Annotated in this window: 17 protein-coding genes; 12 read left to right on the top strand and 5 right to left on the bottom strand. The window is 41.5% G+C overall.

The window, feature by feature from the left end:
* Positions 1-145: 145 nt before the first annotated feature.
* A complete protein-coding gene (locus RMY31_RS25375; protein WP_322666948.1) occupies positions 146-532 on the bottom strand; it encodes an endonuclease domain-containing protein in 387 nt (128 codons plus the stop codon).
* A gap of 129 nt (positions 533-661) precedes the next feature.
* On the opposite strand from RMY31_RS25375, the gene RMY31_RS25370 reads away from it, so the two are divergent.
* The gene (locus tag RMY31_RS25370) at positions 662-811 is read left to right on the top strand and encodes a hypothetical protein (RefSeq protein WP_322666950.1); all 150 of its coding nucleotides are present in this window, start codon (positions 662-664) and stop codon (positions 809-811) included.
* On the opposite strand, the gene RMY31_RS25365 is transcribed toward RMY31_RS25370, so the two are convergent.
* A complete protein-coding gene (locus RMY31_RS25365; RefSeq protein ID WP_322666952.1) occupies positions 793-1,266 on the bottom strand; it encodes a hypothetical protein in 474 nt (157 codons plus the stop codon). The two genes, RMY31_RS25370 and RMY31_RS25365, sit on opposite strands and share 19 nt — an antisense overlap.
* Before the next feature lie 198 nt (positions 1,267-1,464).
* On the opposite strand from RMY31_RS25365, the gene RMY31_RS25360 reads away from it, so the two are divergent.
* From RMY31_RS25360 to RMY31_RS25350, 3 genes are all read left to right on the top strand, one after another.
* The gene (locus tag RMY31_RS25360; RefSeq protein WP_322666954.1) at positions 1,465-2,766 is read left to right on the top strand and encodes a pitrilysin family protein; all 1,302 of its coding nucleotides are present in this window, start codon (positions 1,465-1,467) and stop codon (positions 2,764-2,766) included.
* 105 nt (positions 2,767-2,871) lie between these two features.
* Positions 2,872-3,732: a fructosamine kinase family protein gene (locus RMY31_RS25355; RefSeq protein ID WP_322666956.1), complete on the top strand. Its 861-nt coding sequence runs from the start codon at positions 2,872-2,874 to the stop codon at positions 3,730-3,732.
* A 229-nt stretch (positions 3,733-3,961) separates the two neighbouring features.
* The gene (locus tag RMY31_RS25350) at positions 3,962-4,225 is read left to right on the top strand and encodes a DUF3146 family protein (RefSeq protein WP_322666958.1); all 264 of its coding nucleotides are present in this window, start codon (positions 3,962-3,964) and stop codon (positions 4,223-4,225) included.
* 182 nt (positions 4,226-4,407) lie between these two features.
* Here RMY31_RS25350 and RMY31_RS25345 read toward each other — a convergent pair whose 3' ends face one another.
* The 3 genes from RMY31_RS25345 to ntcA form a co-directional block, all read right to left on the bottom strand.
* Positions 4,408-4,848, bottom strand: coding sequence for a pre-16S rRNA-processing nuclease YqgF (locus RMY31_RS25345; RefSeq protein ID WP_322666960.1), 441 nt, complete (start codon positions 4,846-4,848; stop codon positions 4,408-4,410).
* 260 nt (positions 4,849-5,108) lie between these two features.
* The gene (locus RMY31_RS25340; RefSeq protein ID WP_322666962.1) at positions 5,109-6,599 is read right to left on the bottom strand and encodes a DUF3084 domain-containing protein; all 1,491 of its coding nucleotides are present in this window, start codon (positions 6,597-6,599) and stop codon (positions 5,109-5,111) included.
* 327 nt (positions 6,600-6,926) lie between these two features.
* Entirely contained in the window at positions 6,927-7,598 is a 672-nt protein-coding gene (gene ntcA, locus RMY31_RS25335) for a global nitrogen regulator NtcA (protein ID WP_010998529.1), read from the bottom strand.
* Positions 7,599-8,274: 676 nt separating this feature from the next.
* Between ntcA and fabI the strand changes: the two genes are divergently transcribed.
* The 8 genes from fabI (at position 8,275) to RMY31_RS25295 (ending at position 16,760) form a co-directional block, all read left to right on the top strand.
* On the top strand, positions 8,275-9,051 hold the full coding sequence (gene fabI / locus RMY31_RS25330) for an enoyl-ACP reductase FabI (protein ID WP_322666964.1): 777 nt from the start codon (positions 8,275-8,277) through the stop codon (positions 9,049-9,051).
* Positions 9,052-9,130: 79 nt separating this feature from the next.
* Complete coding sequence (gene hisB, locus RMY31_RS25325; protein ID WP_322666965.1) at positions 9,131-9,751, top strand: imidazoleglycerol-phosphate dehydratase HisB; 621 nt, start codon at positions 9,131-9,133, stop codon at positions 9,749-9,751.
* Between the two features lie 307 nt (positions 9,752-10,058).
* A complete protein-coding gene (locus RMY31_RS25320; protein WP_322666966.1) occupies positions 10,059-11,030 on the top strand; it encodes an ABC transporter ATP-binding protein in 972 nt (323 codons plus the stop codon).
* A 598-nt stretch (positions 11,031-11,628) separates the two neighbouring features.
* Positions 11,629-12,669 carry a phosphate ABC transporter substrate-binding protein PstS gene (gene pstS, locus RMY31_RS25315; protein WP_322666967.1) on the top strand — a complete coding sequence of 347 codons (1,041 nt, stop codon included), beginning with the start codon at positions 11,629-11,631 and terminating at the stop codon, positions 12,667-12,669.
* A 96-nt stretch (positions 12,670-12,765) separates the two neighbouring features.
* Complete coding sequence (gene pstC, locus RMY31_RS25310) at positions 12,766-13,767, top strand: phosphate ABC transporter permease subunit PstC (RefSeq protein WP_322666969.1); 1,002 nt, start codon at positions 12,766-12,768, stop codon at positions 13,765-13,767.
* A 59-nt stretch (positions 13,768-13,826) separates the two neighbouring features.
* A complete protein-coding gene (gene pstA / locus RMY31_RS25305) occupies positions 13,827-14,702 on the top strand; it encodes a phosphate ABC transporter permease PstA (protein ID WP_322666971.1) in 876 nt (291 codons plus the stop codon).
* Between the two features lie 45 nt (positions 14,703-14,747).
* Positions 14,748-15,527 (top strand): phosphate ABC transporter ATP-binding protein PstB, encoded by a 780-nt coding sequence (pstB, locus tag RMY31_RS25300; protein WP_322666973.1) that lies wholly within the window; start codon positions 14,748-14,750, stop codon positions 15,525-15,527.
* A gap of 447 nt (positions 15,528-15,974) precedes the next feature.
* Complete coding sequence (locus tag RMY31_RS25295) at positions 15,975-16,760, top strand: phosphate ABC transporter ATP-binding protein (protein ID WP_322666975.1); 786 nt, start codon at positions 15,975-15,977, stop codon at positions 16,758-16,760.
* The last annotated feature ends 308 nt before the right edge of the window (positions 16,761-17,068 follow it).

Below are 17,068 nucleotides of genomic sequence, written 5' to 3'. Positions count from 1 at the left end.
AACCAAAGTGGATGTCTTCGACCATCAGTCGTTCTGAAATCTTCAACTTGCCGCAAATGTTCAATCAGAGAAGCACCCATGATTTTTATCCCCTCAACACTTGCAATTTTACCTGTTGAGCGGGAATGAAACAGCCCTGCTCTTTTTAAGGGGGGTTGGGGGGGATCAAACCCTGTATTTGCTCACACACACTATCAAACTGATTTAAAACTTGGCTATTAGTAAACCTGAGAACCTTTAAACCATAACCTTCTAGAATATGTGTTCTCTCTCTGTCATAGTCTTGACCTTCATCTGTGAAATGGCTATCCCCATCAACTTCAATCACTGCTTGTAAAGTAGGACAGTAAAAATCAACTATGAAATGATTAATCGGTCTTTGTCTTAAAACCCGAAATTGAAAATTCCTCAGATATTCATACCACAGCTTTTTTTCTGCTGGGGTCATGTTTTTGCGAAGTTTTTTCGCTCTTTCTACAAGCTTTGGATTGTACGGTAAATGGAAATCGCTACTGTTGAGGTTATTCGTCATAGTTTCTAGTTTTGATCCCCCCTACCCCCCTTAAAAAGGGGGATTTATTAAGATTATATTTTTGCTGTTCGAGCTTTAGATTGACTCCAGAACTCGAAACTCCGAGCTTTTTACTCAAAACTTTTGCTTTTGAACGCGAAACGTCGAGCAATTTACTCGAAAAATCAAGCTCAGAACACGGAACATCGAGCTTTTTACTTCGATATCCAAGTTCTGAGCCTCAACATTGCACCTCAAAAGTGCGATCGCCGAGTTATTTTCTACAATGCTGCTGCTTGAGGCTTGACTCTCCGAGATTTACGGGCGAATCTTTGCCCCATTTCCCCCACTACTGCATCTAATCCTGCGGTTTGTCCGCTAGCTTTTGCATAGTTATATACCTGCAACGCGGCTGCATAGGCTTCACTACCCACCGCCAGAGAAGTATCATCGACCAATTCTTGCAACTGGGTCAACGATAGCAATAATGGATACAACGCTTCAAATAATTGCACATCCTTTCGCATTTCTTCTAAGTCAAAAGAACGTGGTAAAAACTCTGGGTTCTGTGTCGCTATTTCTAACGCTTTACTGACAAAGGCACGACTCTTATCTCCCATCTTGGGTAAAGCTTTCCGCTCTTCGTTACTCAAATCAATTAAGAATGGTAGCTTTTCTTTGATGGTGGTAATGGCTTGCAACAAAGCATCTCTATCTTTTTGGGCTAAAGTCGCACTAATCGGGCTTCTAGACATAGGAATTATCCTCACGTATGTATCTCTAATTTAGAGTTCCCAAATATACAAATAAAGCCTCAATATTGCCTGTATATATCAATCGCAGGTGTCTTTTGCAATCCAAAATCCAAAATTGACATGGTTGGCGATCGCGGTGTTTATTTTAAGTCGTGGATAAGATAAAGAAGTAAAGTAGCCCTTCACTCACCACGACCAATGACCTCAACTCTGCTGCAATTTCCTCGTCTCAATGCCCCTAAGCTGCACCAGTTACCCAATGGTTTGACAATTATCGCGGAACAAATGCCTATTGAAGCCGTGAACCTCAGCCTCTGGATTAAAGTTGGTTCAGCTGTAGAATCTGATGCCATTAACGGCATGGCTCACTTTTTAGAGCATATGATTTTTAAGGGCACTGAGCGACTGGCTAGCGGCGAGTTTGAGCGGCGAATTGAAGAGCGAGGTGCTGTTACTAATGCTGCTACGAGCCAAGACTATACTCATTACTATATAACCACTGCTCCCAAAGACTTTGCAGAACTCGCACCGCTACAAATTGACGTAGTATTTAATGCTAGTATTCCTGACGATGCCTTTGAACGCGAGCGATTCGTAGTCATAGAAGAAATCAAACGTTCAGACGATAATCCTCGTCGGCGTACATTTCGCCGGGCAATGGAAACCGCATTTGATAACCTACCCTATCGCCGTCCGGTATTGGGGCCAGAAGCAGTCATAGCCCAACTCAAAGCCCAGCAGATGCGAGATTTTCACGCTAGTTGGTATCAACCCCACTCAATTACTGCTGTGGCTGTGGGCAATTTACCAGAAGAAGAATTAATTGCAATTATTGCCGAGAAATTTACTCAAACTATTAACACTCCTAACTCTTGTACAGACGCAATTAATCGCGTCTGTACAGCACACTCAGCACCAAAGCCTGAACCTGCATTTACAGAAATTGTCCGTCGGGAATTTGTTGATGAAAGCCTCCAGCAGGCGAGAATAGTAATGGTTTGGCGGGTTCCTGGATTAAACCAGTTAGAGCAAACTTATGGACTGGATGTTTTGGCAGGAATTTTGGGACACGGACGGACATCAAGATTAGTGCAGGACTTGCGGGAAGAACGAGGATTGGTGTCTTCGATATCTGTGAGCAATATGAGCAATCTACTGCAAGGGACGTTTTATATTTCGGCTAAGTGTGAAGTAGAAAATTTACCAGCTGTCGAGAATGCGATCGCTCAACACATGAGTAGGTTACAAACAGAGTTAATCTCTGAAAAAGAAATTGAGCGCGTGCGGCGGCGAGTGGCGAACAGATTTATTTTTGGTAATGAAACACCAAGCGATCGCGCTGGATTGTATGGTTACTATCAATCTCTAGTCGGAGATTTGGAACCAGCCTTTAACTACCCAGCTTACATTCAAGCCCAAAATGCAACTGACTTGATGCAAGCAGCAAATCAGTATCTTGACCCAGATGCTTATGGTGTAGTTGTGATGAAGCCATTGTAAATTAGGGATTGGGGATTAGGTATTGGGTATTAGGTATTGAGAAAATTCTTCCCCATTCTCTAGTCCCCAGTCCCCAGTCCCCAGTCCCTACTCTCTAATTCAACAATGTGGACTGAGATTGATGCCCATATTAGCCAGGTAACTGGCGAAAAATTTCATAACGAACAGCGGCGATCGGTTGGTGGTGGATGCATCAACCAAGGCTATGCTGTATCTGATAGTAAAGTGACTTACTTCGTCAAGCTTAACCAAGCATCTCAAGTTGCGATGTTTGAGGCTGAAGTGCAGGGCTTAAAGCAAATGCTGGAAACACATAGTATTCGCGTCCCAGAACCGATTTGCTGGGGTACGGTTGGTAATTCTAGCTACATCGTATTGGAATGGCTGGATATGGGGGGAGGCAATACTCAATTTTGGACAGAGATGGGACGCAAGTTGGCGGCGATGCACAAAGCCACTAGCCCAAAAGGTTTCGGCTGGGACATGAATAATACAATTGGTTCCACACCGCAAATCAACACTTGGACAGCAGATTGGTCAGAATTTTATGCCAAACATCGCCTAGGTTATCAATTTCAGTTGGCAAGGTGGCGGGGTGGTAGCTTTCCCAAACAAAATGAGTTACTGCAAGCCATTCCCGATCTGTTGGCAGAACATGAAGTGCAACCATCCTTAGTACATGGGGATTTATGGGGCGGAAATGCTGGGTGTACAGCATTGGGAGAACCAGTGATTTTTGACCCTGCAACTTATTTTGGGGATAGAGAAGTTGATATTGCCATGACAGAACTATTTGGGGGGTTTCCGGCAGCCTTTTACAAAGGTTACAACGAAGTATTTCCTTTAAATGCAGGCTATGAACGCCGAAAAACACTTTATAATCTTTACCACATTTTGAATCACTTCAATTTATTTGGTGGTAGTTATAGTTCTCAAGCGAACCAGATGATTGACCAGATTTTGTAAGGTTAAGGGACTTCCAAATTCAAATTCCATCTCTGCTTCTTTGCGTTCTGCCTCCTAGCAACTTCTCTTTGCAGGCAACTGGCATTAGCGCGTTCTTCTGTCTATTTAAAGGCGGATCGGCTTATTAGGCTCCTCTTTCTTTATGAGTTTGTCTATTTCAGCTATGTTTGGTAAATAAAATAAGTAGCCTACATGGTGGGCTGTTATCCCACACTTGACATAAAGCATTGTGAGTGCCAAACGTCTGCCAGAAACCATCGCCCATGTCAGAGTTACCCGCCAATCTTGGCAACACGGCTTTCTTGAGGGCGAAGTCAGCGCGGGTGATTTTGAGTGGCATTTCCAATGGCATTTCCGCCGGGGAGAACTTTCTGTTAAGCCTTCCCAAGGTCGTGCCTTAATCAAAGAACCCCTCGGTCGCTTCTTGGAGCAACAAGATTACCAGCTAGAGCCTGGAGGAGACTATGCTTTTACTATTCGAGCTGAGCTTTAAAAGTTAGGAGAGACGCGATGCTAGTCGCTACAACGGGAAGCCACTGCGGTCTTGGGGAAACCCCAAGACCGCAGTGGCTCCCCAAGACCGCGCTGCCTCACCACGAGACTGGCTTTGCAACGCGCTGGCTCATTAATCGCGTCTGTACAGGAGTTAGGAGTTTATGATGTAACTTTCACTCTTCACTCCTCACTAGTAAGACGATTTAAATACCTTTCGATTAAGAGGATAGCAACAATGTCATCTATTGGTCGTGGCGGTTGCCGCATACCCTGTGGCAATAGCTTTGTTAGTCCCTTAGGGGGGTACATCTGCCAATAGCGATCGCGTGCTTCTAAGGTGGTGTAACGCTCATCCACCAAAATAATATTCAGGGCTTCTGTCAATTCCTCAGACAGTTGCTGTTTCCACCGCTTGGCTGTAGTTTGGTTGCCCATTACCAACAAGGAAATGGGAAAGTTCTGCTGTAATGTACCAATGGTAGCGATCGCTTCTTTTGCAGGTACAACTTCGTGATAATGTATTTGCCGATCGAGTCCCATCACTGCTAAACCACATTTGTCTTTACCTGGATCGAAGCCCAAAATAACGGGTTGCGTTGGTGAGAATTCCCTGAAAGTCATAAGTAATTAAAAATTAAAAATTAAAAATCTATAAATGCAATCATATGCTTAGATTTTACCGATCGAGGCTTGCAAACGTTTTTAGGTTCAGGCTAATCTGAATTTTTATTACCGAAGATTCCATGTGAATGGCGAACGCCGATGTCGCTGAGGTCTTGCCCATACTCATGGTAGTACTGCACGTACCCAGATAACGACCGGATCGTCATCTCTGTACCTAGTCACAGCGCCTCCCTCAGCTTAATTTACTCAACATTTTGTTAAGTACTAAAAATTACTTGTCCGTTGATGATTGCTACTAGCTTGACTCTCAAAGGCCCGGCTGTATAAGTGTCCTCTGCCGCGATCGCTTTAATTTCCAAGGACTGATTGTATTGTCTCAATTGGGTGAGAAAGCGCAAAAAAGTGCCGTCTATTTGGACATTTTCTACAATTCCGGCATTACGGGCACGAAATTGGGAAGCAGAAATCAGCAGATCGAGTCTTTGTCGCACCTGATAAGATGTCATGGTTTTGGGATCGGCAGTAGTTGAAGCTAAAATCTGACCTCCTGAAAAGACTAGTTGATTTCGTGCCGCATCGGCAAAAAATTCTATCTGCTTTTCTCCCCTGACGTAATTGCCGGCAGAGAAAATTCGCACCACGTATTCTCGACCATCATTAATCTGCTTAATTAGTTGCTCAACTTTATCTTGGGTAACGCGCAATATCTCCAGATTTGCTGGGTTGGTGCCGGGTTCCGTTAATTCTATATTGGCGTTGCGATTGGCTTCCTGTAAAAGTTGCATCACCGCCTGACGGGCAACGGCAGCTTGGTCAACTCGAACTACGGCAGAAGCTAGAACTTGACCGCGTATTAGGGCCAGCTTACCCAAACGCAAGTCTCGGTATGACTGGTAATATTTCTCCAGTCTTGCTACTTCCTGTTCTAAAAAATCCTGTTGTTTTTCCAATTCTTTGAGGCGAGATTCCTGCTTAGCAAGCACTTGTTCTCGCGAAGTAACTTCTTGATTGCGTTTTTGAATTAATCGATCCAATTGAGCAATTTTTTGGTCGCGCAGTTCAATTGCTAGCTGTCGATTGGCAAGTTCGCGATCGCGTTTTTCAATAGCTGTTTTGGCTTCATCAATGGCCTTGTTAGCTTCGACGTACAATCTTTCGCGTTCTTCCTTCAGTTGGGCAACTGCCGCCTGTAGTGCCTTTCTCTGATTGTTAACGTTTTGTAGTTCAGCTATGGCTTGTTGGTACTGATTTGCTACTTTATCTAGCTGGCTTTGAGTACCTTGGAGTCTAGCTTGAGTTTGGGCTTGTTGACTAATGGTGCGGTTCAGTTGAGCTTGCGTTTCTCGTTGTTTGGCGTTAGCCGCTTGCAAAGATTGATTGATTATCTGCAAGTCTTGCTGCGCCTGTGTTTGTTCTTTTCTTGCTTGATTTAATTCATTCTCTACTTGGCTTTTTTGAGTTTCTGCGGTTTTGAGTTGTTCCCGCTTGTTTCTCAAATCTCTTTGAATATCCTCTAACTCGAAAACTCCTTTCCGCAATCCTTCATCAGCAGCGAATAAAATCGCTAGGGTTGATGCCGAAATTAATCCACCAGTCAGAATAGTTACCAGAACAGCCGTGTTTTTAGGACGGAGGTTGAATAATGAGAGACGTGCTTTGCCTACTCGCGTGCCGATGCGATCGCCAACAGTGGCAATCACGCCTCCCAGAATTAAAATTGCTGCTATGAGGATGTACCCGGTGGTCATCTTCAGCTACCGAAATGCTTCCAGATACAGCCTACTACTTTCAATCATTATCTGTGGAAGAGGGGAGGTTGGCAATAGCTGAAATTACTAAAGATTTTAGATTTACTCCAGCTATGAGTGTCATCTTTGAATGAAGAATACAGAAGTCGAATTCAGAAGGCAGAATGCAATTGGCGCTTGATTCAAACCTGCCACTAATTGGTTGGGGTATTAAACCCATTTATTTCGTACACCAGTTGCACACAGTTTTACTGAATTTTGGCAACTGACATCTTTATTTTTTCTTAATAACACAATACCTGACACCATCCCTTTTCCCAATTGCTTTTAAGTGAACTGCCTACTTAAGGTAACAGGTTTATGCACAGTGATCTTCTTTTTGTGGATAGAAATCATCTTTTTCTCGCGTAAATCGCCCAGCAATCTGGTGACGGTAACGCGAGTAGAACCAATTGCTTCAGCGATCGCTTGGTGAGATAACTTCAGATCGATTGTGATTCCATCGGCACAAGGAACACCAAAATCACGACAGAGAATCAATAGAAAACTCACCAATCTCGAACCCATATCTCGGTGAGCTAAGGTTTCAATCATCATCTCTGTTTGTAAGATCCGCGAAGATAGACCCCGCAGCATTAACATTGATAATTCTGGATTTTCCTTGAGCGCTTGCTCTACTTGTTCAATTGGTGCTGACAGTAATTCAACAGGCGTAAATGCAACCGCATGGTAAAACCGATCCGACTTGTTTCCTGTCAGCAGTGACAATACACCAAAAACACTATTTTCCCGCAGCAGTGCTACCGTTATTTCCTCTCCTGCCTCATATACCCTGGAAAGTTTCACAGCACCCTTCAAAAGGAAATAAACTCGTTCGGCAGGATCTCCAGGAAAAAAGATCGTTTTATTGCGTTCAAACGTTTCCACAACCGGCGGAAACGCTCCGGTCGCCATCTGACGAAAAACATTTGCTAGGGCTTTATCTTGTGTCACGATCATCTCCCTTCCCCTACCCAATGCCGGAAAAACAAAAACTGATTACCTAAGAATACACCTGAAAAATCAATAAAGCACCGTCAACCTTTCTGTACTTTCCTATACTCAAACCTACAACTTGATAGTTATTTGTTCATAATGATACATAATTTTTCATGTTTTTAGCTAGTAGTTGTTATAGGTACTTGCACATTTGTAGTCATCAGGTTTTTTGCCGAAAAATTTACGATATCTTAAGGAATAGTTGGGGATTTTTTCATAGCAAACACACATCTCAATCATCATTTTTGCAAATTTTGTGCAAAGTAAAGATAAACTTGCCGCATACCAAGTTGCATTGATACAGCAGAAGTCAAGAATCATCATGAGCCAGTGCATTGGGCAACTTTGCCGACTTGAAGCAATTGGCATTCATCCGTCATCAACAGCCAATGTATCGGGCAGCTTTGCCGACTTGTAGACGCGCTTTGCCCGGCTTTCCATACTCCTTTGGAGAACCTGTTTGCCCAGCGGCGACCTGAGGAGAAGGGTAGAGTGGTAACTAGTATTCATCCGTCATCAGTCAGCAGTTTTAATTTTGAATTGATTCATCCCCCTTGTAGTTCAATTACTATCTTTGATGGTAAGTCGGCATCAGATTCTAGTATGCTCCTAATGATCGATCGCATTGAAAATTTCTATGCTTAATCTGACTGGAAAAAACGCTTTGGTCACAGGTATTGCCAATAACCGCTCGATCGCCTGGGGTATTGCTCAACAACTGCACAAAGCAGGAGCTAACTTGGGTATTACCTACTTGCCAGATGACCGAGGCAAAATGGAGAAAAAAGTTGCGGAATTGGTAGAACCTCTCAATCCCAGCTTATTTCTTCCCTGTAATGTTCAAAACGATGAACAGATTCAGTCTACTTTTGAAACTATCCGCGATAAATGGGGAAAGCTAGACATTCTCATCCACTGTCTGGCCTTTGCTAACAAAGACGATTTGAGCGGAGATTTTAGTCAAACTTCTCGTTCTGGCTTCAAGACTGCTTTAGAAATCAGCACTTACTCACTGGTGCAACTAAGTGGTGCGGCTAAACCTTTGATGACAGAGGGAGGTAGTATCATCACTCTGACATATTTAGGCGGTGTGCGGGCGATTCCTAACTATAACGTCATGGGAGTTGCCAAGGCGGGATTAGAAGCAAGCGTGCGTTATTTAGCATCCGAATTAGGACCACAAAATATTAGGGTGAATGCCATCTCAGCAGGTCCAATTCGGACTTTGGCATCTTCAGCAGTGGGAGGTATTTTGGACATGATTCACCATGTAGAGCAAGTTGCACCCCTGCGACGCACTGTCACTCAAGAAGAAGTCGGCAATACTGCTGCTTTCTTGTCTAGCGATCTGGCTAGCGGAATTACAGGGCAAGTCCTGTATGTAGATTCAGGATATGAAATCATGGGAATGTAAAGCGATAAAGTGATGAGTGATGAGTGAGGAGTTAAGAATTCATAACTCCTAACTCCTAACTCCTAACTCTTAACTCCCTATGCAAATAAGCGAACGCCAAATTATTCAAACTTCTCGAGTTGCCTCTGTTCACCGCACCACTGGTGAAACTGATGTGCAAGTTAGTATTAACCTGGATGGTACAGGAATGTGTACGGCTGCAACTGGGATTCCGTTTTTGGATCACATGTTGCATCAAATTGCCTCCCACGGGCTGATTGACTTAGAAGTCAAAGCGCAAGGAGACTGGGAAATTGATGACCATCATACCAATGAAGATGTAGGTATTACTCTAGGGCAAGCCTTGAGTAAAGCACTAGGCGATAGGAAAGGTATTGTCCGCTTTGGCAATTTTCTTGCGCCTTTGGATGAAGCTTTAGTTCAGGTAGCACTAGACTTTTCTGGTCGCCCTCACCTCAGCTACGGCTTAGAAATTCCTACCCAACGCGTAGGAACCTATGACACCCAGTTAGTGCGCGAATTCTTTGTGGCCCTAGTAAATCATAGTCAACTGACACTGCATATTCGCCAACTGGATGGTATTAATTCCCATCACATTATTGAAGCAACATTTAAGGCGTTTGCTAGGGCAACGCGGATAGCGGTGGAGATTGACTCTCGTCGTGCTGGTACAATTCCCAGTTCTAAAGGAGTTTTGTGAAGGAAGGGGGGGGATGAAGGGATGCGGTGACGCGGTGACAAAGAAAATAACTCCCCAATCCTCAATTCCCAATCCCCACTCCCCATTTCCAACTTGGTTTGCCATAATTGACAAACCTAATGGCGGCATTTGTCAGTTCGTTGGGTAAGCTGCAATTAGTAAGCTGATATGCATTTGGTTTGCTTGAGTGCAGAATAAGGAAAGTTACTAGGAATCAAAAACCAAAAACCTCCTGTATTCTATTTGGCATACTAAATTGCAGTCGCAAGTGTAACCTTGGTAATTGGTAAGTGGTAATTAAATCGAGATGAAGTCTGTAACAGGCCCTCCGCCAGCAGTTCTCACTTCTGAGTTGCGAAAAGTCTATCGCACAGGCTTTTGGCTGAATCAAAAAATCGTATCTCTCAAAAATTGCTCTATAAAAGTTTACAAAGGCGAAACCTTTGGGTTACTAGGACCAAATGGTGCTGGTAAAACTACGCTTTTAAAATTGTTGTTGGGAATTATCCGTCCCACCTCTGGACGGGGACTTTTGTTTGGCAGACCACTGGGCGATCGCGATGTCAAACGACGCATCGGCTACTTACCAGAAAATCCCTACTTGTATGACTATCTCACGGGTTGGGAATTTTTGCAGCTAGCCGCTGGGTTATTTCAAATTTCCCCAAATGTACAACGCCAACGTATTCCACAACTACTAGAATTGGTAGGTTTACCTATAGCTGATGCACGTAAAAAGCAGATGCGTCGCTACTCGAAAGGTATGCTACAACGTGTTGGTATGGCACAGGCATTAATTAACGAACCAGAATTAATATTTCTGGATGAACCAATGTCTGGTCTAGATCCAGTGGGACGCTACCAGATGCGGGAAATTATCCTGTCGCTGAAAGCTGCGGGTAAGACAATTTTTTTTAACAGCCATATTCTCAGTGAGGTTGAGCAAATTTGCGATCGCGTTGCTATCCTCTCTCAAGGTGAATTAATTTGTTCTGGCTCCCTCAATGAGCTATTAGGTAGCCAAGATACATATTATGTCAAAGGTCAAGGTGGTGACTGGGAAGTTCTTAAAAAATGGATACCTGGTCTAGTTTTTCAGCCTGATGGTTCTTGGCAAGGCACACTACAACAAGATTACTATGATTTTCTTGGCAGTCTCCGCCTTATGGGTGGGCAAATCATTTCTATCAGCTTGTCCCGTAACTCCTTAGAAGAGTTTTTTATCCAACAGATACAACAGCAAAATAAATCAGTGAACTTAAATATTGTTTCACTCTAGTAAGTGTCCTCGGATTCTTAAATCCCCTATACCACAGTAGGTAATGAGTCGTTAGTTATTGGGAAAGTTGAACGTTAACTCAAGTTCAACGTAAGTAGGTCGGCGTGAATATTTATCATTAAGACAAGGCAGAGGGCAGACGGTAGATGGCAGAAGGGAAGAGTGTTTTAGTTGAATTGACTTTTCGTAATATAGTTCTGTTTATTTGCACCTTTCTACTTAAACGTTTTTTATTAGACTTTTATACTCTTCAGTATTATCTCTGAGTCTTGTTCAAAAATTAAATAGTAGTCCTATATGTAGTAGTTACATTTAATTTTTGAGAATAGATAGCCATATATACCCGACTTCTTAAATGAGTCGGGTATTTTTTTATTACCTATGATTTAGGATTGCTATATATAATTTTCTTGAGCTTAAGTTTGCCATACCATTTAAAAAATGCTTAAAAATTAATTATAAAATCTATTTTCTAAAGTAACTTAAACATATTTTAACTTTTCATTTACCTATTTTTAAATTGATTTGATTAATAAATACTATAGCTTGTCTAAAGCTGCGATCGCAGCAGAAACTATTCCTTAAACTACGGAGTAATATGAGTTTTTCAACTACTGCTTTACGTGGAGTATTTACTACTTCATTGGTAACATCTGTTGTTGTTCTAAGTCCTATTTTAACAGCGATCGCCCAAGCAGAAACTCTCAATGGAGCAGGAGCAACTTTTCCAGCTCCTCTTTATGAAAGATATGCGCGTGAAGTTAAAAAGAAACATCCAGATTTAACAATTAACTACCAAGGAATAGGTAGCGGTGGCGGTATTCGTCAAGTCATTGCCGGAACTGTTGACTTTGGTGGTAGTGATGCCGCAATGAAAGATGATGAAATCAATAAAGTCAAGAATGGGGTAATCTTAGTACCTACAGCAGGTGGCGCAGTTTCAGTTGTTTACAATCTTCCAGGTGTTAACAACCTAAAATTATCTCGCTCTACATTACCAGCAATTTTTGCTGGTCAAATTACCAACTGGGGCGACGCAAAAATTAAAGCCGATAACCCTGGTGTAAATCTACCAAATCAACCAATTAAGTTTGTTGTTCGTGCTGATGGTAGCGGTACAACTTTTATTTTTACTAATCACTTGAGTGCCATCAGTTCCTACTTCAAAGGTAGAATTGGAGCTAACACTGCTCCAAAATGGACTTTGCCAAATGTCTTAAAAGGCAAAGGCAACCCTGGTGTAGCTGCCTTAGTAGCTCGTACCCCTGGAGCTATTGGCTATGTAGAATATGCTTACGCTGTTAAAAACAATCTGAAATCAGCACAGATACAAAACAAAACGGGAGAATTTGTATCTCCTTCTTTACAATCTGCAAACTCCGCTTTAGCAACTGTAAGTTTTCCCAATAACTACCGCGTTTTTGTGGGAGATCCAGGACAGGGTTATCCTATTGTTGGGCTTACCTGGATGATGATTTACAAACAGTACGGTAACGCTAATAAAGCGAATGCTGTCAAAAAATGGATTAACTGGGTGTTGCAAGACGGTCAACAATATAACGATGACCTCAACTACACTAAAATTCCTGCTGATGTGGTTAGTCGCGTACTTCAGACAGTGAATAGCACTGTTAAATAAACCCCAATTTACAACCTTACTTCTTTTCTCTAAATAGGGTGGGTTAACAGCCCACCTTAATACTATGTAAATAGTTTACTATCTTGATTTTTCTTCATGTCAAATTCATCTCAACCAGCCGATAAAAATTCATCAATTCAAGCAAAATCTAGTGATGCAAATCTTGAATTGACAGCTAGCGATGGTACAAATTTTTGGCTTGACAAAGGTTTTACATGGCTAGTATATGTTTTTGCGGTGGCTACTGTTGCATTGTTATTTACGATGAGTTGGGTAATTTTCCGTGAAGCTCAACCAGCTATTGTTAAGTTTGGAATTGGGTTTTTGTGGAGTCAAGATTGGGATACAGGGAACCAAATTTTTGGTGCATTACCTTATATTTATGGAACGTTAGTCAGTAGTGCGATCGCAATTTTATTTGCTGTACCAGTAGGTATAGCCATTGCATTAGTAACTAGTGAAAATTTCTTAGCACCATCTGTACAAACTACCCTAGCATTTGTTGTTGAGTTAATTGCAGCAATTCCTAGCGTCATTATTGGTCTGTGGAGTATTTTTATCTTTATTCCAGTTTTAGAACCCCTACAAAAGTGGTTAGCTATTCATTTTAAATGGATACTATTATTTAATTCAGAATACCCTGTAGGAACAAATATGTTAACTGCGGGAATTATTCTAGCCATTATGATTTTGCCGACAATGGCAGCTATTACCCGTGATGTCTTACTGGCGATACCTAAAGAATTACGTAGCGCATCGATGGCTTTAGGTAGCACTCGTTGGGAAACAATTTTTCGGATATTATTACCAGCTGGATTTTCGGGAATTGTGAGTGCAGCAATGCTTGCCCTAGGACGCGCTTTGGGTGAAACAATGGCTGTAACTATGGTAATTGGTAACTCTGCTCAAATCAGTGCTTCTTTACTCGATCCAGCTTATACAATTCCTTCTGTATTAGCTAATGAATTTGCCGAAGCTGAACCAGGTTTGCACATTGGCGCTTTAAGCTATTTGGGATTGATTTTGTTTGGGTTGACTCTAGCTGTAAATATTGGTGCTGTGTTATTGGTGCAGTGGGTTCGTAGGAAAAATAGATAATAACTAACCGAATAAGTATGTATTAATTACGAATTACGAATTACGAATTACGAATTATTATGAGTGGTTATCAACAGTCTGAAATAGAAGAATCTTTAGCAACAGAATTATACAAACCTCTACCAACAGCAAGACTATTATTTACTTATGGGATGAATGCGATCGCCTTTGCTTTTACAGGTTTAGCGCTAATTCCTTTACTATCTATTTTGTGGGAAATTCTCAATCGCGGAATATCTGGTTTAAAACCAGATATGTTTGTCAAATCAGTGATTGATTATGGGTTTGGCAATGCCATTTTAGGAACAGTAACAATTGTGGGGATTGCTTCGCTACTCAGTATTCCTGTGGGCATGTTAACAGGTATATTTTTAGCAGAATTTGGTCAAACTAACCCAACAGCTCGCGTTGTTCGCTTTATCACTACTATTCTTACTGGTGTTCCTTCAATTGTAGTGGGTGTGTTCGCTTATGGTGTTATCGTTTTAGTTACTAAAGGATTTAGTGCGATCGCTGGTGGTTTTGCTTTAGCTGCAATCATGTTACCTGTAATCGTTCTGACAACAGAAGAAGCCTTAAAACTAATTCCTGTCGAACAACGCCTCGCTTCCGCTGCTTTGGGTGGTACTCGCTTCCAAACTACTTTTCGTATTGTGGTTACAGCTGCCATACCCGGAATTACCACAGGCATATTATTAGCCGTAGCGCGTGCTGCTGGTGAAACAGCACCTCTACTTTTTACTGCTTTGTTTAGCCTAGATTGGTCAGCAGATTTATTAAGTCCTACAGCTTCTTTGCCAGTACTAATTTTTAATCTTTACAACGACCCCGATCCACAAAAAAACCAATTAGTCTGGACTACTTCCATAGTCCTACTAGGCTTAGTTTTATGCGTCAGTCTTGTCTCTCGTTTAGTTACAAGAAAGAGAAAATAAAAATCTCCAATAATTATTATTTTTTATTTCGCAGTTTTGGTAAATATGAATAATTTAATTCCAGCCATTAAAGTCAAAAATTTAAGTTTTTACTACAGCACTTCTAAAGCGATTGAAGGGGTGTCAATGGATATTTACCAGAACCAAGTAACTGCAATTATTGGCCCTAGTGGTTGTGGTAAATCTACCTTCATTAAAACCCTCAATCGTATTAGTGAATTAGAAGGTTCTGTAAAAGTGGAAGGAAGCGTAGAATTTTTGGGCCAAAATATTTATGACTCTCGCATCAATTTAAATCGGCTACGTCGCCACATTGGGATGGTGTTTCAAAAGCCAAATCCTTTTCCTATGAGCATTTATGAAAATGTTGCCTACGGTATGAGAATATCACGCAGGCGATCGCAAGCAGAATTAGACGAAATTGTCGAATCTGCCCTCAAAGGTGCTGCTCTCTGGGATGAGGTGAAAGATAAGCTAAATAAATCAGCTTTAGGGCTTTCTGGCGGTCAACAACAGCGACTATGTATTGCCCGTGCTTTAGCAGTCAAACCAAAAGTTCTACTAATGGATGAGCCTTGTTCGGCTCTTGACCCCATCGCTACTATGAAAGTTGAAGAACTAATCCATAGTTTACGCTCGGAATTGACGATCGCGATCGTTACCCACAACATGCAGCAAGCAACTCGCGTCTCCGATTTCACAGCTTTCTTCAGTACTGATGAGAGTCGTATTGGTCAAATGGTTGAATTTGGCACTACAGAACAAATTTTTAACAACCCAATCGATTCCCGCACCCATGACTATGTTTCTGGGCGTTTTGGTTAAGGTAGGTTTTCGACGAATTATTACTGTAGCTTCACTCTACCAAATTTATCCCGTAAATTTACTTGTATATAGACTGAAGGTTATAAACTAGCTATACTCCAGATAGCAGTATAAACTAATGCGATAATTAGATGACAATTTCAGCACAAAAAACGTATCATTTCAATTTGAACTAGTTAGGCGATCGCAAAAAGTCACTATATTGTTAGTTGCTTGATTTTGAATTGATGAAATGACTTTAGCAACTTTTGAATTTAAAGATAAACAGTTGCTTTTGACTGAAGTATGCCAAAATCGACGTTAATTTTGATGTAAATATCTACTACTCCATACTGCTGTTTAGCTATCAACGAATGCTGACCTTAGCTCTTCGGAGCCAAGAGGAGTCCATATTGGCTTCACAAATTTTTTGTTGAGTCAATATTTATTGCAAATGTTTTTCTAGAAATGAATAAACTAATTCCAGCCATTAAAGTCAAAAATCTCAATTTTTATTACGAAACCCAAAAGATACTCGAAGGAGTATCGATGGATATTTATCAAAGCAAAGTAACAGCAATTATTGGCCCGAGTGGTTGTGGAAAATCGACTTTTATAAAATGTCTAAATCGTATGTGCGAATTAGAAGGAGAAGTGCAAGTTGAGGGGAAAGTAGAATTTTTTAATCAAAGTATTTATGAGCGTCGGATTAACTTAAATCGGCTACGTCGGCAAGTAAGCATGGTACTTCCCAAGCCAAATCTTTTTCCCATGAGCGTTTATGATAATGTTGCCTATGGGGTAAAAATAGTAGGATGGCGACCGAAAGTAGAATTAGATGAGATTATAGAATCTGCAATTAAAGATGCTGACCTTTGGGATGAAGTGAAAAACAAATTGCATAAATCGGCTTTAGAACTTTCTGCCGGTCAACAACAGCGATTATGCATTGCCCGTACTTTAGCAGTCAAACCAAAAATTCTCCTGATGGATGAGCCTTGTTTTGGTCTCGATCCAATTGCTAGCATGAAAGTCGAGACTTTAATCCAGAGTTTGCGCTTGCGTTCTGAATTAACAATGGTGATTATTAGTCACAATTTGCAGCAAGTTGCTCGCATATCTGATTTTACAGCTTTCTTTCATACTAATGACAATCGAATCGGTCAAATGGTTGAGTTTGGTACTACAAAAAAAATCTTTTCCAACCCTATTGATTCTCGCACCCGTGACTACGTTTTTGCTCGCCTGAGTTGAGATATGACTATTAGGTTAGTACTGCTACGCGAAATTAAAAATGCTGTATTTCTTAGGTATTGAAGCATTGTGTAGATGCGTTCGCTCTTAGGCTTTGCCGCAGGCTAGCGGTGAGATAGGGAACATCAGTGGTTGCAGTATGTTAGGTGTTTAAAACCCCTACACCACCAATACGGTTCGGTTAAGTTCTAAGCGGTGTTAATTACTGAAAAAGTGAGTGTTTGTAATTTAGCTGTTTGGGTTCTATGTATGGGCTTTTTGTTCGGAAATTTGGCTCTAGTTTTTTTGACAACACGAGGATTGCTTCG

Origin of the sequence: Dendronalium sp. ChiSLP03b (genome assembly GCF_034531165.2) — a bacterium.
GTDB lineage: Bacteria > Cyanobacteriota > Cyanobacteriia > Cyanobacteriales > Nostocaceae > Dendronalium > Dendronalium minutum.
Note: the sequence above shows the minus strand (reverse complement) of the source record. Positions and strands in the feature narration are given on the sequence as shown.

Bases quoted from the DNA above. Each gene is read 5' to 3' on its own strand.
- RMY31_RS25375 (WP_322666948.1), bottom strand. From the start codon at position 532: ATGACGAATAACCTCAACAGTAGCGATTTCCATTTACCGTACAATCCA.
- RMY31_RS25365 (WP_322666952.1), bottom strand. From the start codon at position 1,266: ATGTCTAGAAGCCCGATTAGTGCGACTTTAGCCCAAAAAGATAGAGAT.
- RMY31_RS25360 (WP_322666954.1), top strand. From the start codon at position 1,465: ATGACCTCAACTCTGCTGCAATTTCCTCGTCTCAATGCCCCTAAGCTG.
- RMY31_RS25355 (WP_322666956.1), top strand. From the start codon at position 2,872: ATGTGGACTGAGATTGATGCCCATATTAGCCAGGTAACTGGCGAAAAA.
- RMY31_RS25345 (WP_322666960.1), bottom strand. From the start codon at position 4,848: ATGACTTTCAGGGAATTCTCACCAACGCAACCCGTTATTTTGGGCTTC.
- RMY31_RS25340 (WP_322666962.1), bottom strand. From the start codon at position 6,599: ATGACCACCGGGTACATCCTCATAGCAGCAATTTTAATTCTGGGAGGC.
- ntcA (WP_010998529.1), bottom strand. From the start codon at position 7,598: ATGATCGTGACACAAGATAAAGCCCTAGCAAATGTTTTTCGTCAGATG.
- fabI (WP_322666964.1), top strand. From the start codon at position 8,275: ATGCTTAATCTGACTGGAAAAAACGCTTTGGTCACAGGTATTGCCAAT.
- hisB (WP_322666965.1), top strand. From the start codon at position 9,131: ATGCAAATAAGCGAACGCCAAATTATTCAAACTTCTCGAGTTGCCTCT.
- RMY31_RS25320 (WP_322666966.1), top strand. From the start codon at position 10,059: ATGAAGTCTGTAACAGGCCCTCCGCCAGCAGTTCTCACTTCTGAGTTG.
- pstS (WP_322666967.1), top strand. From the start codon at position 11,629: ATGAGTTTTTCAACTACTGCTTTACGTGGAGTATTTACTACTTCATTG.
- pstC (WP_322666969.1), top strand. From the start codon at position 12,766: ATGTCAAATTCATCTCAACCAGCCGATAAAAATTCATCAATTCAAGCA.
- pstA (WP_322666971.1), top strand. From the start codon at position 13,827: ATGAGTGGTTATCAACAGTCTGAAATAGAAGAATCTTTAGCAACAGAA.
- pstB (WP_322666973.1), top strand. From the start codon at position 14,748: ATGAATAATTTAATTCCAGCCATTAAAGTCAAAAATTTAAGTTTTTAC.
- RMY31_RS25295 (WP_322666975.1), top strand. From the start codon at position 15,975: ATGAATAAACTAATTCCAGCCATTAAAGTCAAAAATCTCAATTTTTAT.